The sequence below is a fragment of the Rhizobium vallis genome, assembly GCF_003985155.1.
Taxonomy (GTDB): Bacteria; Pseudomonadota; Alphaproteobacteria; order Rhizobiales; family Rhizobiaceae; genus Rhizobium; species Rhizobium vallis.
In genome coordinates this window covers 1-13,159 of sequence record NZ_ML133708.1, presented here as the reverse complement: position 1 = coordinate 13,159, position 13,159 = coordinate 1, and the positions used below count along the sequence as shown (strand labels likewise).

The 13,159-nt window shown below is 60.7% G+C and carries 11 protein-coding genes and 1 tRNA gene; 2 read left to right on the top strand and 10 right to left on the bottom strand.

Features of this window, described 5'->3' with window-relative positions; translation table 11 throughout:
• Positions 1-28: 28 nt before the first annotated feature.
• From EFQ99_RS32855 to EFQ99_RS32845, 3 genes are read right to left on the bottom strand one after another with little or no spacing between them, the layout of a single operon-like run.
• Entirely contained in the window at positions 29-1,039 is a 1,011-nt protein-coding gene (locus EFQ99_RS32855; RefSeq protein WP_126925101.1) for a hydroxyacid dehydrogenase, read from the bottom strand.
• On the bottom strand, positions 1,036-2,892 hold the full coding sequence (locus tag EFQ99_RS32850; protein WP_126925100.1) for a DUF2264 domain-containing protein: 1,857 nt from the start codon (positions 2,890-2,892) through the stop codon (positions 1,036-1,038). Before EFQ99_RS32850 ends, EFQ99_RS32855 begins: the two co-directional genes overlap by 4 nt.
• Entirely contained in the window at positions 2,882-3,928 is a 1,047-nt protein-coding gene (locus EFQ99_RS32845; protein ID WP_126925099.1) for a LacI family DNA-binding transcriptional regulator, read from the bottom strand. Before EFQ99_RS32845 ends, EFQ99_RS32850 begins: the two co-directional genes overlap by 11 nt.
• Before the next feature lie 147 nt (positions 3,929-4,075).
• Here EFQ99_RS32845 and EFQ99_RS32840 point away from each other — a divergent pair, with 147 nt between their 5' ends.
• Positions 4,076-5,365, top strand: a complete 1,290-nt coding sequence (locus tag EFQ99_RS32840; protein ID WP_126925098.1) for an ABC transporter substrate-binding protein — start codon at positions 4,076-4,078, stop codon at positions 5,363-5,365.
• Positions 5,366-5,429: 64 nt separating this feature from the next.
• Here EFQ99_RS32840 and EFQ99_RS32835 read toward each other — a convergent pair whose 3' ends face one another.
• Genes EFQ99_RS32835 through EFQ99_RS32815 form a run of 5 tightly spaced genes read right to left on the bottom strand, consistent with a single transcriptional unit; the run spans position 5,430 to position 10,830 of the window.
• The gene (locus EFQ99_RS32835) at positions 5,430-6,401 is read right to left on the bottom strand and encodes a glycoside hydrolase family 26 protein (protein WP_126925097.1); all 972 of its coding nucleotides are present in this window, start codon (positions 6,399-6,401) and stop codon (positions 5,430-5,432) included.
• A gap of 3 nt (positions 6,402-6,404) precedes the next feature.
• Positions 6,405-6,926: a DUF995 domain-containing protein gene (locus EFQ99_RS32830; protein ID WP_126925096.1), complete on the bottom strand. Its 522-nt coding sequence runs from the start codon at positions 6,924-6,926 to the stop codon at positions 6,405-6,407.
• Between the two features lie 37 nt (positions 6,927-6,963).
• Entirely contained in the window at positions 6,964-8,826 is a 1,863-nt protein-coding gene (locus EFQ99_RS32825) for a glycosyltransferase family 2 protein (RefSeq protein WP_126925095.1), read from the bottom strand.
• Positions 8,823-9,806 carry a UDP-glucose 4-epimerase GalE gene (gene galE, locus EFQ99_RS32820; RefSeq protein WP_126925094.1) on the bottom strand — a complete coding sequence of 328 codons (984 nt, stop codon included), beginning with the start codon at positions 9,804-9,806 and terminating at the stop codon, positions 8,823-8,825. The genes EFQ99_RS32825 and galE overlap by 4 nt, the downstream gene beginning before the upstream one ends.
• A gap of 1 nt (position 9,807) precedes the next feature.
• On the bottom strand, positions 9,808-10,830 hold the full coding sequence (locus EFQ99_RS32815; protein WP_126925093.1) for a UDP-glucuronic acid decarboxylase family protein: 1,023 nt from the start codon (positions 10,828-10,830) through the stop codon (positions 9,808-9,810).
• Positions 10,831-11,213: 383 nt separating this feature from the next.
• On the opposite strand from EFQ99_RS32815, the gene EFQ99_RS32810 reads away from it, so the two are divergent.
• Positions 11,214-11,537 carry a hypothetical protein gene (locus tag EFQ99_RS32810; protein ID WP_126925092.1) on the top strand — a complete coding sequence of 108 codons (324 nt, stop codon included), beginning with the start codon at positions 11,214-11,216 and terminating at the stop codon, positions 11,535-11,537.
• A 12-nt stretch (positions 11,538-11,549) separates the two neighbouring features.
• Here EFQ99_RS32810 and EFQ99_RS32805 read toward each other — a convergent pair whose 3' ends face one another.
• Both EFQ99_RS32805 and EFQ99_RS32800 read right to left on the bottom strand, forming a co-directional pair.
• A complete protein-coding gene (locus EFQ99_RS32805) occupies positions 11,550-12,332 on the bottom strand; it encodes a response regulator transcription factor (RefSeq protein WP_126925091.1) in 783 nt (260 codons plus the stop codon).
• Positions 12,333-13,032: 700 nt separating this feature from the next.
• A tRNA-Met gene (locus tag EFQ99_RS32800) sits at positions 13,033-13,109 on the bottom strand.
• Positions 13,110-13,159 lie beyond the last annotated feature (50 nt).

Genomic DNA, 13,159 nt, shown 5'->3' with positions numbered 1-13,159 from the left:
ACGCATGACCCGCACGCCGCCGCATGCGTCAGGCGATGTTTTCAAGATCCTCCCGGCGGATCTGGTAGAGCAGCGGCTGACCGGCAACGAAACGCTCGATTTCGTCCGCCGCCATCTTGCCAAGGCGTGCACGTTCCAGTCCAATGGCGCCGGCAATATGCGGCGTCAGAAAGACGTTCGGCAGATCGTAAAAGGCGGAATCTGCCTCCGGAATCTCCGGATCGGTGACGTCGATGACCGCATCGATCCGGCCGGTCTTCAGCACCGAAAGCAGGGCCGCCTCATCGATCAGAATGCCGCGCGCCGTGTTGATCAGCGTCGCGCCATCCTTCATCAGCGACAGTCTGCGGGCATCGATCATATGCTGTGTCGACGGCAGTGACGGCGCGTGCAGGGAAACGATATCCGCCTGTCGCATCAGGTCGTCGAGCTCGACCTTCTCAGCTCCGAGGCCGGCTGCCTCCGCGGCATCGAGCGTGGGATCGGATAGCAGCAGCCTGTAATCGAAAGGTTTCAAGAGCTCGATCACGCGCCGGCCGATGCGCGAGGCGCCGACAATGCCGACGGTGCGACCATAATTGCCAATCGCTTCGCGCTGCATCGGATGGGTCCGATCGCGGCTGCGGTCGGCGACATAGAGGTCGCGGAAACGGAAGGCGCGCTTGCCGGCGAAGATGATTGCGGCAAGCGAGAATTCGGCGACCGGCACGGCGTTGGCCTCGGCGGCATGGCTGACCGTTATGCCGGCTGCGAAGAGGGCGTCGTCGATGACGCCCTTCACCGTGCCCGCCGCATGGACGATGAGACGAAGCCGCGGCGCGGCGGCGGGAATCTCCGGCCCGACATAAGGCGCGCCCCAGCCGGTAATCAGGATTTCGGCTTCGGCAAGCAGGCGTCGTGCGCGCGTGTCGTCCAGGCGCTGCAGCGGCTCGACGTCGAGCAGGCGGCCGGTGGTATCCAGCCGGCGCAGGATCTCATCTGGCAGGACATGCTCAGTGCGGGATGGTTGCATGGCAAGGACGATCGCCGGGCGGCTCATGGCATCTGTCCCGGCGCTTCGATGGCGCTGACGGTCACGCCCTTTTCCTTAATCAAGGCCTCCAGCGCCGCAAGATCCGGCGCTTTCGGCGGCTTCGTCCAGACCGACGAGACGGCAGCGGGATCGTCGAGCGCCAGCACCGCCGTTACCAGGATGGTCTCGCCGGCCGGGATCTGGCCGCGCAGTTGCGGCACGATGGTTTTTGCGACGATCACATTGGTATTGGGCTGCGCCTTCTGGGCGAGCCCGGCGCGCGTGACCGAAGAGCCGAGATCGAGAATGCCGGTGAAATCTGCCTCGCCGATTGCGTAGGCAGCTCCATCCGAACCTGACAGCGTATCCAGTTCGAAATCCCGGCGGGCGATGGCAAATCCGCCTTCTGCAATGCGCAGCGGCCGGTTTGTCCTGATCCGGTGGAGGCGGATATGCCAGGGGGCTTGCGGCACAAGCCAGGTTTCGACGCCGACATCGGGGAAAGGCGACCATTTCGCGTAAAGCACATCGCCTGCGAGCCTGGCTTCCTGGTTCGTTTCGCGCACGCGGTAGTGCAGGCCGTCATCGCTGAAGGCCAGCATCGAATCGAAGGCGGCAAGCGCAAAGGCGCGCTCATCGGCCTCGACGCTGAAGCCGTAACGCGTGGAATAGGCGAATTTCGCGTATTTTTCCGTGCCGAAACGCATCTGCAGGTTTTCCTGCCCGGATGAAAGCGCGACGACATCACCGCCCGCCCGCATGAGCACCATGCCGGGATGGCGCTGGGGAACGACCTCGGGCGCCGGTGCCGGTGCCTTCTCGCTGGCGGTCCAGAACGGATAATCCTCAGCGATCGCGAGCGGCAGGAAGGCCTTGAAAGCCCAATAGGGCGAGCCGGCAGAGTTGTAGCTCTCCGACATCAAGAGGTTCGGATAGCCGAAGCCGATCGACAGCACGCCGTCACGATCGGCGATCGGCTTATCCCTCCACCAGCGCAGATGCTGCAGGCAGAGATGCTTGATCTCACCCCAAGGCAAGGCCTCGAGATCGGCAAAGGCGAGTGCTGACCAGAAGCCGGCGCAGGCGAAACGATAGGTGAGGCTGCGGCCGAAGGGGATCGTCGCTCCATCGGGGCCAAACCAGTGGCGGAAATCCCGGGCGAAGAGGACCGCGCGCTCGCGGTAGCGCTTCGCATAGTCGTCATCGACGAGCTTCGAATAGATCAGGCCATAAAAATGCATGGCGAAGGGAATGTAGTGGTCGACGCGGCGCACGTTGCCGTCGCGATACCAGCCGTCGCCGATATAGAAACCTTCGAGCTCTTCAAGATATTGCCGTGTCAGGCTGCGGTCGAAATCGGCGCCGAGACGATCGAGCGCGATATCGACGAAGATCCGGAAGAATTTCCAATTGTTGTCGGCATAGTCGAACTGCCTGGCATGCTTGAAATAGGCGATGACATTGCCGCGGGCGCGCTGATCGAGCGGCTCCCAGATCTTTTCCGGCACGAGCGCCAGGGCAAAACCGAGTGCGGCAAGCTCGACCATGCGCTGATCGCGGCCATTGACCGTTCCCCAATATTCCGGATGGGCGGGATCGGTACCATTTGCGAGACCTTCGGCAAAACGATGCCAGTGGGAGAAGTCGCCGTTGCCGGCGCCAAACGGCGCCAATCCCCAGAGCGGGCGGGCGAAACCTTCGAGGTCGGCGGCGGCTCGGTCGAAATGGGCGGCGCCGCCATTGAGCCTGACGCGGGCGTTGCCTTTCGAGAAACTGCCAAGCAGCGGCTCGAAGAGCGCGAGCAGGGCCCGGCTCATATCGGCGCGGGTTTCCAGCGGATTGCCGGCAAGCGGGTTGGCGCTGGCGGGATCATAGGTCATCGGCATCTCTCACGGGTTCGGCATTCGGAACGGTTCCTCCCGGAACGGGAACGACCGCCTGGCAGATGTGGCGCGCAGGGGCTGTCCTGTCGCGGAAACGCGACAACATCAGCGACACGGCCTCGCGACCCAGCGCGGCGCGGTCGACGCGCATGGTGGAAAGCCGCGGATTGGTCATCAGCGCGCAGGGCAGATCGTCGAAGCCTACGATCGCGAAATCCTCCGGCACGCGCAGGCCAGCCTCGGTCACGGCCTCGAGCACGCCGACGGCGATGAAATCATTCATGCAGAAGGCGGCAGTAAAACCGGCATCCTCGGCCAGGGCCGCGACAGTCAGTTCATGCGCCTCGCGGCTGGCGCTGCCCTGGAAGGTCAGCGGCACAAGACGGCCCTTGGCGCCAGGGACGGCGGCGATCGCCGCCTCGAAACCGCGCACACGCTCCCGGATCGTGTGGCGATGGGAGCCGGTCAGATGCAGGATGCGGCGATGGCCGGCTTTCGTCAGCCGGCTCGTCGCCTCATAAGCGCCGAAGAAATTAGCCGGCGAAACGCCATCAAAATGCATGCTGGGATCGGTGCCGTTGACAAGAACCGTGGGCGTCAGGCTCTCCTCCAGCCAGCCGCGCAGCTTTTCGTTCGGATCGATGCCGACGAGAAAAAGGCCTTCGGCATCCGCGGTCTGCATGTAGTCGCGTATGACCTCGGGCGTGGCGCGATCCTCGCGGACCATCCGCACTTCGAAAGGCATGCCGGCTTCCGCAGTACCTGCGCGCAGGCCATCGACGATCGACTCGTAGAAAACGCTGAGCCCACCCGTGACACCATCGCTGGCGATCAGCGCCAAGCCGCCGGCAACGGCTTCGGAGGCCGACTTGACGGGATAACCGTGTTCGGAGGCCACCTTCAATATCTTGCTGCGCACGGTGTCGCTGATACCAGGTTCGTTGGCGAGCACGCGCGACACCGTGGAGACGGAGACGCCGGCCAATTTCGCGATATCAGCCTGCCGCGGCCGTTTGATTTTCAAATCGTTCATGTAGCAAACATTATGCAAATAATGCAAATTTGCAAGACAATCATTATTTCTTGCAATAAAAAAATTCTTGCGTACTCTGCTTGCCGAAATGCCTGACAACGCCATTGGAGGATGGCAGCGGGCATAGTGGGACAAAGGAGGATTATCATGCAGGTCAACCGCCGTTCATTCCTAATGGGTTCAGCCGGTGCAGCCGCCGGCCTCGCCTTCGGCGCAGGAAGCGCCGTACCGGCCTTTGCCGAAGACACGCAGCTCCGGGCCATGTGGTGGGGATCCAACGACCGCGCCAAACGCACGCTCGATGTCGCCAAGCTCTACCAGTCGAAAACGCCCGGTGTGACCCTGGTTGGCGAATCGCTTTCCGGCGACGGTTACTGGACGAAGCTCGCGACCCAGATGGCCGGCCGTTCCATCGCAGACGTCTTCCAGCTGGAGCCGAACACGATCTCGGACTATTCGAAGCGCGGTGCCTGCCTGGCGCTCGATGAATTCGTGCCCGCGACGCTGAAGGTCCAGTCCTTCGGCGCCGACATGCTGAAGCTCACCACAGTCGACGGCAAGCTCTACGGCATCGGGCTCGGCCTCAACTCTTTCGCGATGTTCTTCGACACCGTCTTCTTCGAAAAAGCCGGGCTGCCGCTGCCGACGCCCGACCTCACCTGGGATGAATATGCCAAACTTGCCGTCGAACTGACGAAGGCTGGAGGCAAGGAGGGCTTTGCCGGCGGGCCCTATGCCGCGCGCTATGCTTACGTCTTCGACGCGTGGCTGCGCCAGCGCGGCAAGAGCCTCTACAAAGGCGGCGCTCTCGGCTTTACCTCCGACGATGCCAGGGAATGGTTCAGCTATTGGGAAGACCTGCGCAAAAAGGGCGGCACGGTCGCCGCCGACGTGCAGACGCTCGACCAGAATACGATCGACACCAATTGCCTGGCGCTCGGCAAATCGGCGATCGGCATGGCCTATTCCAACCAGATGATCGGCTATCAGCTGATCATCAAGAACAAGATCGGCATCACCACGCTGCCGCGCGAGAAGAAGGGTGGGCCGTCTGGCCACTATTATCGTCCCGCGCTGATCTGGAGCGTCGGCGCCACGACCAAGAATGGCGAAGCGGCCGCGAAATTCATCGATTTCTTCGTCAACGACGTCGAAGCCGGCAAGATCCTCGGCGTCGAGCGCGGCGTGCCGATGTCGCCGGCGGTGCGCGAAGCCATCCTGCCCCAGCTGAACCCGACGGAGCAGGAGACAGTCAAATACGTCAACCTTCTCAAGGATCAGGTCGGTGAGTATCCGGCGCCGGCGCCGATGGGGTCGACGCAGTTCGACCAGCGCGTGCTGCGCCCACTCTGCGACGAACTGGCCTTCGAACGGGTCTCGCCCGCCGATGCGGCAACCCGGCTCATCGAAGAAGGCAAGGCGACGATCAAGGGATGACCGGTCGCCCGACATGAGAGGAGAGGCCCGCAAACCCCGGCGGGCCTTTCCATTTTCAAGAATGTCAGTTGGCGGCCAGGCTTTCGACCACGCGCCAGTCCGGCCGGCCGAGATTGAACGGCCAGGCATTCACATCCCGATCGTTGAAATAGACCACCTCCCGCAGGTTTGGAAAAGCGCTCTGCTTCAGCGTGGCGGTTTCGATCCAGGGCTTCATGTAGGCGTCGCCGCCTTCATAGCCGAGTTCCGCCACCCAGATGGGCTTTCCGTAGCCGGCGACGAGATCATAGCCCTGCTTCAGCGCCTCGGAGAATGTCCGGTGCTTGCTGTAGGCAAGCTCGTCGTAGCGCTGCAGACCGAAGACCGAGAGCCCGACGAGGTCGACATAATCGGCGCCGGGATAGTAGGCGTCGAGGCCTGGCTCACCCTTCGGCGACCACATGAGCTCCGTTCCGGGCGCCTCCTCGCGGACGATGTCCATCATTCGCTTGTAGGCCGCGATGTAGTCCTGCGGATTCCAGCCGGACCATGAGAACCGCCCCGATTTGTCCTCCATCTCCTGTCCCCAGCGGATGATCACCGGGCTTTTCAGCTGGGATATCATCTGGGCGATCGCACGCATGTTGACATCATAGTCGCCGCGCAGGACCTTTCGACGAAGCTGGTCGGAACTCAGCCGCCAATCGACGTCCCAGGACCAGGGTTCCACCGTGATCAGCAGGTTGCGGCCTCTTGCCTGTGCGTAGGCATCTGCGGCGCGCAGCGTTTCCAGGTCGACGTCCTCCCAGGGCAGGAACAGAGCTTCGGTCGCGACATTCGCCTGTGCGCCGAAATCGCCGTTCGGATCGTAGGCGCCGAACTTGATGCCGTCGGCATGAAGGACAGGGCGTTTGTCGACGATCGTCCGCGCGCGCGCCGCCGGGTCCGCGATGATGCCCGCATATTGCACCTCGCTTCGGCCCGGCAGATCCGCGACTGACAGCAGCAGCACCGCCATCGCGACGGTCGAGAGGCGTTTCTTCATCAGCTTCTTCATGGCTCACCCTCCTTTGCGGGCTGCTTCCTGGCTCAGCAGGACCTGCTTCAGTTCGCGCGCCTTCGCGCTCACGGTGTCCACAGGAATGAGCTTGCGGAATTCGTCGCCATCCAGCGCCGTTGCATGGCGGAACACGTACCAATTGCCGTCCGGCTGGCGCCGCTGATAGATGACCTTGCCGATCTTCTGGTGGCCGAAGCAGGTGCTGGCGCGGCCGGCACCTTCGGCGTTCGTCCAGGTGGCGCGCATGCAGAGCTGGCCGAAATCGTCGACCACCCATCTGCCTTCGGCGAAAGACTGCTTGCCCTTGTCATTGGTCCAGGCGACGAACCGCCGGCCCTCATCGAAGAAATAGCCGCCGCCAGTGCCCCAGGTCCACGTCCTGTCGCTATACATCCGATAGAGCTCATAGGCGCTGAGCGGCGCCGGCGCCTTCTTCCCCACGGCCTCGGCGCCGTTTGCCACCACAGGCAAGCACAGGCTGAGGGCGAGGGCAGCTCCATATAGTCTCGAACCGATACTCATTACATTCTCCTACTCGCCACTTGCCGGTTCCGCCGGCTCAGACACCTTGTTCATCCCGTCCCGTGCTTGCGAACCCGTTCCACTTCAGGCGGAATTTCACGACCCTGGTCTTGCTGCCGCCGACGCCGGCGCCGGCGACGGTAAATTGCGACTGGCTGAAACTGACGAGCGTCTGGCCATGGGAAAGGGCTTCGAGGCTGCGCAAGCCATGGCTACCCGCCTGCATGCCGCCGGTAATGCAGATCGCAAGTCCGGTGGCCGTCGCAAGCCACAGCCCGCGCGATTGCGGCAGCAGCGGCAGATCGTTTTCGATCGCATGGCGAACGACAATCAGCACCGTCAGCGACAGATAGATCGCAAGATTCATTGCGGCGAAGATATAAAAGCCCTGGGCAGCGGCGGCCTTGCTGGCGAGCGCCATGGCGACGGTGCAAAGCCCGGCGAGCCCGATATAGGGCGCGATGACGCGCAGCGGCAAAGACCGCTGCCCCTGCCGTCCCTTCGGCGTGATGCGAAAATCGACGAAGGAGCCACAAATATGATCGCGCACGGCGGCAAGGGTGCCGGCGAGCGACCACGGCCAGCGGATGAAGATGAAGGCCAGCCCCTCCCACCCGAAGAGTTTCGCATTGTACGGCCTGAAGGTGCCCGTTGCCCGCCAGAAGAAGGCAAACAGCGTCAGCACGATCGATGTGGGCGTGAAATGCAGCAGGAAATCCGGATAGGTCACGTTGACGAAGACTTGGCCCGTCAGCAAGGCTGCAACCGGCAGCAGGAACATCGCGGCCATGATGGTGGAAAAGAGCGGATACCAGAGCTGCGAAAACACGAACTGGAATCTCAGCCGCCAGTGCAGACGTGGGACATAATGGCGGGAATATTGCAGCAGGATGGTGACCAGGCTGCGCGACCACTGGAATTCCTGGACGGCAAGATCAGTGAAATTCGCAGGTCCGTCGCCATGGGCGATCGCATCGACGGCGTGCACGCCGCGCCAGCCGCCGGCATTCATCATCAGCGTCGTGGAATGGTCTTCGGCAAGCTCGGGTCCAAGGCCGCCGATCTGGCGGAGGGCCGATGTGCGAACCGCATAATGCGAGCCGATGCAGAGCGGCGCCCAGCCATTGTTGTAGCCCGTCTGCAGCGAACCGTGCAGGCTTGCCTCCGCGTAGAGCCTGCCGCGCGCCGCCCAGCTTGCCCCGGCATTGGCATCGCAGATGCTGGGGGCCGAGACATAGCCAACCTCGGGATCGGCAAAGGGACGCAGGATTTCCCGGAGATAGGTCGGCGTCGGCACATGGTCGGCATCGAACTGGGCGACGAAATCATAGCGCTCATAACCAAAATGGTCGTAGAAATAGGCAAGGTTGCCCTCCTTGCAGCGCGTCCGGCGCGGCCAGGCGGTGCGATGATACGCGGCCACGCCCTTTCGGGTGGAGATCAGCACGCCGCGCTCCGCGCACCAGCGCCCGGTTTCCGCCGACGGATCCTCATCGGCCAGCCAGACATCGAAATCGACGCCGACCTGGTCGAGCATCGCCTGAAGTGTGGCGCGGACGACGGCGAAGGGTTCGGACGGCGCCTTGGTGACGACCATCGCCACTCGCCCCTGCGGCAGGGGTGCCGCGGGGCTGACCCTCCTCGCATCGAGGAAGATCAGGATGAAATAGGCCGGGATGAGCGTGATCCAGGCTACGACGAGGGTGACGAGCACGAAGGCTGCCCAGGAGATGATATGGGCGGACTGGCACCACCAGATCCAGAAATAGCCGAGTGCGGCCAGCCAGCAGAAAATGCCGAGGCCGTAGACGGCACGGTTCCGGCCGATGAAGACAGGATCGAACATGTCAGCGGCGGCTTTCGCCATTCTGGCGCCGTTGCCGATCGAGGCCTCGCTCATGCTCTCACCTCCAGCCCGAAGGTGGGACTGGCGGTGCGAATGATCGTATCGATATCCGAGAGAGCAGGCGAGAAACCGAGTTCCGCCTGCGCCCTTGCCGTATTGGCAAAGAGGATCGGCGGATCGCCGGGACGGCGAGCGCGGTAGCGGACGGGAACTTCCCGGCCGGTCGTGCGGTAGATCGCCTCGAGAATTTCGCGCACCGAGGTGCCCCGGCCGGAGCCGAGATTGACGCTGAGCGATTCCCCGTCCTCCATCAGATGGTTGACGGCTGCAAGATGCGCCTGTGCGAGATCGCTGACATGGACATAGTCGCGAACACAGGTTCCGTCCTCCGTCGGATAGTCGGTGCCGAAGATATCGAGCCGCTCCAGTCTGCCGGCGGCAGCGAGAAGGGCGCGAGGAATGAGATGGGTCTCTGGCTGATGACGCTCGGCAAGCTCGCCCTCGGGATCGGCTCCGGCCGCGTTGAAGTAACGCAGCGCCGCGAAGCGGATGCCATAGGCGGCGGCGAAATCTTCGAGCGCCATCTCGAAGATCAGCTTGGTGCGGCCATAAGGATTGACCGGCTGCTGCGGGCTTTCCTCCCGTATCGGTAGCGAGGCGGGAACGCCATAGGTGGCGCAGCTGCTCGAAAAGACGATCCGGTCGATATCCTGATCGAGGCAGGCTTCGAGCAGGGTGAGGCTGCCGACGACGTTGTTCCGGTAATACTTCCTGGGCATGTCGACGGATTCGCCGACATAGGCACTGGCGCCGCAGTGGATGACACATTCGGGCGAAAAATCCGCAAGCGTCCGGCGCAGAGCGACGGCATCGCCGAGCTCGGCCCGAATGAGCGGCCCCCAGCGGACGCTGTCGGCATGTCCGGTAGAGAGATTGTCGTAGGTAACCGGAACCATGCCGGCGCGCGCCAGCGCTTTGCAGACGTGACTGCCTATGAAACCGGCGCCGCCGGTAACCAGAATGTAGCGGGGCATCTCATACGACCTCCACCTTCTCTTCGCCGGCAAGCAGCGCGTCGAAATAATCGACGGTGCGTGCCAGACCGGTTTCGAGCCCGACCAGGGGCAGCCAGCCCAGATCGGCCATGGCGCGGGAAATATCCGGCCGCCGCTGGCGGGGGTCATCAGTGACCCTGGGCAAGTGGACGATCCGCGAGCGCGAATTCGTCAGGTCCAGGACGATTTCCGCCAGGCGGCGAACGGTGATTTCGGTCGGGTTACCGAGATTGATCGGGCCGATGCAGGCGCTGCCGGCGGTCGAGAAGCGCAGGAAACCCTCGACGAGGTCGTCGACATAGCAGAAAGAGCGAGTCTGCTGACCGTCGCCGTAGATCGTCAGGTCATCATTGCGCAGAGCCTGCACGATGAAATTGGAGACCACCCGACCGTCGTCCTGGCGCATGCGCGGCCCATAGGTATTGAAGATCCGGCCAACCTTGATGTCGACGCCGTAGGTCCTGTGATAATCGAAGAACAGGGTCTCGGCGCTACGCTTGCCTTCGTCGTAGCAGCCGCGCGGCCCGATCTGATTGACATTGCCGCAATAGGATTCGTGCTGAGGATTCTGGTTCGGATCGCCGTAGACCTCCGATGTCGACGACTGAACCACGGTCGCACCGGTCTTTCGCGCGCAATCCAGGGTGTTGACGGCGCCGAGCACGTTGGTGAGCAGCGTTCCCACCGGATCCCGCTGGTAATCGGGCGGAGAGGCGGGAGAGGCGAAGTTGAAGATCAGCGACGCTTCGATATCGAAAGGCTGACGAACATCGTGATCGATGATGTCGAAACGGGCATTCGATAGAAGATGCTCGACATTCGAACGGCGGCCGGTGGAAAAATTATCGAGGCATATGACGCGGTGGCCGCGCTGCAGAAGCCTCTCACAGAGATGCGAGCCAAGGAACCCGGCCCCGCCATTCACCAGAGCGGTGCGCTGTCCCTGGAGCGCCAATATGCCTGCGACTGCGGAATAACCTTCGTTGGGAACGAAACTACGCATTACAAACCCCTTCCCATATATCTAGTCTTTTTGTTTGGTATGCAATTCATGCCTTCGTTGTCCGGCACGTTATTCATGGATAAAAGAATAAATCCACGAACAGCTTTGGAATTATGCTTCGGTTTACCGAATTACTATTAAAATAATAAGACTACCACCGCTACGGTCAACTTTAAAAATACCAAGTATCCAAAATAATTACGCAACTATTCTTTAAAATAACGAATGATTAATCATTCTTAATACTCTGCCGCCAAAATGCCTGCCTTTGCTGCTCAAGCTTCGCTCAATGAAGCTAGTATACGAGGGAACGGGAGAGGCTGGCCGTGATCGACTGTACGGCCGGACATTATCCGGAAGCGCCATAAGCGAGGGGGTTGGCTATGTGGAAAAAACAAGATGCAGCGCAGCTGAAAAGCTGGCGTCTGTTCCGTGCTGTTATGCTTGTCGGGGGAACGACGCTTCTTGCGATCGGACAGACGGCCTGCACGATCGCCGGCGACGATATCGCTGGTATCGCGACGAAGAACGTCGTCGTGGTCGAGGCGCCGCGCGTCTCCAAGGCCTATGCCTATCCGGCCAGTCCGACCGAACGCCAGGCGCCCGCACCGGTTCGCGCTGTCGCCTATCACGGCTCAGCGCCTTATATCTGCTCCCCCAGCGGCTTCGGACAGAAGTCGCGCTGCTTTGCGCGTCCCTCGATCTGAAGCAACGTCAGATCAGTTGCGCCACCGGGCGGACATGTCGTCTTCACCCACAGGATGCTCATTGAAGAACCGGGACGCGGCTTCCGTCCGGTTGCGGACATTCATCTTCTTATAGATGTTGCGGACGTGAACCTTCACGGTGTTTTCGGAAAGGTGCAGCTTGTCGGCGATAATCTTGTTCTGCGTCCCTTTGCAGATGAGATCCAGGATCTGAACCTCGCGGGTCGTCAATGAGGAGATGCTGTCGCGTCTCAACTTGAGAGCATTGTTGCGTGCCGCGTCGACCGATTTCGTCTGATAGAGCGATGGCTCGAGTTGGTCGTTCTTGTTGGCAAGGCGATTGAGGAGTGCGGAGGGGAAATGCTCGCCGCCCTTCATCAACAGGTCCACCGCCGCCATGAAGACGTCGAGTCTAAGGTTAAGCGGCAGGACACCATCGATGATTCTTGCCTCCACCAGCCGGCGAACATAGGGTTCGAGCATGTCGATTGCCTCGACGACAAGTCCGATCGAGGTTTCAGGATGGCTTTCGCGGACGCCCTGCAGCGCCTCATGGAGTTCCGGACCGGATATATGATAGAATAAAACGAGCTTTATATCGACAGTATCCTTTTCCATCATCGGCTTTGTACTATTTATACTTACAACTTCGCAGTTCGGAAATTTCTTCGCCAGTGCTTCCGCCATGCATTCCGAAAATAGATCCGCCTTGGCTACCACCATTATAGTATCTGCGGACACGCCCAACTTGCGACTTTGGTCTGCATTCTCCATTCCTGAGCCTGTCATGAACATATACGCCTCCCCTAGCGTTACACTTTACTCAGATGTTCAGCGATGGCGGGTACTGGATATTGTGAAATGCCGGCCCCTGATGTCACCGCATTATTTTTTAGACATTTCTTAATTATGTTAATACGGATTGAGAAGGAAGGAAATGGCCCAAAGTAATTAGTTTTAGGGAGTGAAAAGCGCGATTTACAACATCTTGGTTGCATTTTTACTGCATCAATACTTCTACGCTACATCTTCCTCCACTATAGGCAATTCAAGAAACGTAATATTTCAATACATTTCGTCATGAATCCGGCACATGTTACGATACTTGAATATTAGACAGAAAAGCATTCGAGATAGTTCGCCAACCAGACGATGACTGTGGCAACCCGCACAGCGCGAGCCCGCCGCGTGCCGCGGAAGTGTACTTGTTTTGTTTGATTGCGTGGTCGGGATTTGTCCCGTTCGCGTTACTCACCCTTCACGTTATGGCGAACTTTAGCGAACGAGGGGCTACCATCGCCAGTGAAGATGAAGTCTTCACGCCAGCGATAGCTGGCTTCTACTTTTAAGAGAGGAATTTTGTTTCGTTTGCAGGATTTGTCATTTTCTGTCCCGCTGCGTGGGCTTGGCGTCCTGCGGGCCGCTGACTAGGCGTTGAATGCTCGACCGGCTACCAGACATGCAAAAGCCCGCACGGGGCGGGCTTTTGTGTATTTGGTTGCGGGGGCAGGATTTGAACCTGCGGCCTTCAGGTTATGAGCCTGACGAGCTACCGGGCTGCTCCACCCCGCGATATTATTTTACAGCAGAAAGGGCCGCGAGCGCGACCCTTTTGTGACGGC

Bases quoted from the DNA above. Each gene is read 5' to 3' on its own strand.
- EFQ99_RS32805 (WP_126925091.1), bottom strand. From the start codon at position 12,332: ATGTTCATGACAGGCTCAGGAATGGAGAATGCAGACCAAAGTCGCAAG.
- EFQ99_RS32810 (WP_126925092.1), top strand. From the start codon at position 11,214: ATGTGGAAAAAACAAGATGCAGCGCAGCTGAAAAGCTGGCGTCTGTTC.
- EFQ99_RS32815 (WP_126925093.1), bottom strand. From the start codon at position 10,830: ATGCGTAGTTTCGTTCCCAACGAAGGTTATTCCGCAGTCGCAGGCATA.
- EFQ99_RS32830 (WP_126925096.1), bottom strand. From the start codon at position 6,926: ATGAGTATCGGTTCGAGACTATATGGAGCTGCCCTCGCCCTCAGCCTG.
- galE (WP_126925094.1), bottom strand. From the start codon at position 9,806: ATGCCCCGCTACATTCTGGTTACCGGCGGCGCCGGTTTCATAGGCAGT.
- EFQ99_RS32835 (WP_126925097.1), bottom strand. From the start codon at position 6,401: ATGAAGAAGCTGATGAAGAAACGCCTCTCGACCGTCGCGATGGCGGTG.
- EFQ99_RS32840 (WP_126925098.1), top strand. From the start codon at position 4,076: ATGCAGGTCAACCGCCGTTCATTCCTAATGGGTTCAGCCGGTGCAGCC.
- EFQ99_RS32855 (WP_126925101.1), bottom strand. From the start codon at position 1,039: ATGAGCCGCCCGGCGATCGTCCTTGCCATGCAACCATCCCGCACTGAG.
- EFQ99_RS32825 (WP_126925095.1), bottom strand. From the start codon at position 8,826: ATGAGCGAGGCCTCGATCGGCAACGGCGCCAGAATGGCGAAAGCCGCC.
- EFQ99_RS32845 (WP_126925099.1), bottom strand. From the start codon at position 3,928: ATGAACGATTTGAAAATCAAACGGCCGCGGCAGGCTGATATCGCGAAA.
- EFQ99_RS32850 (WP_126925100.1), bottom strand. From the start codon at position 2,892: ATGACCTATGATCCCGCCAGCGCCAACCCGCTTGCCGGCAATCCGCTG.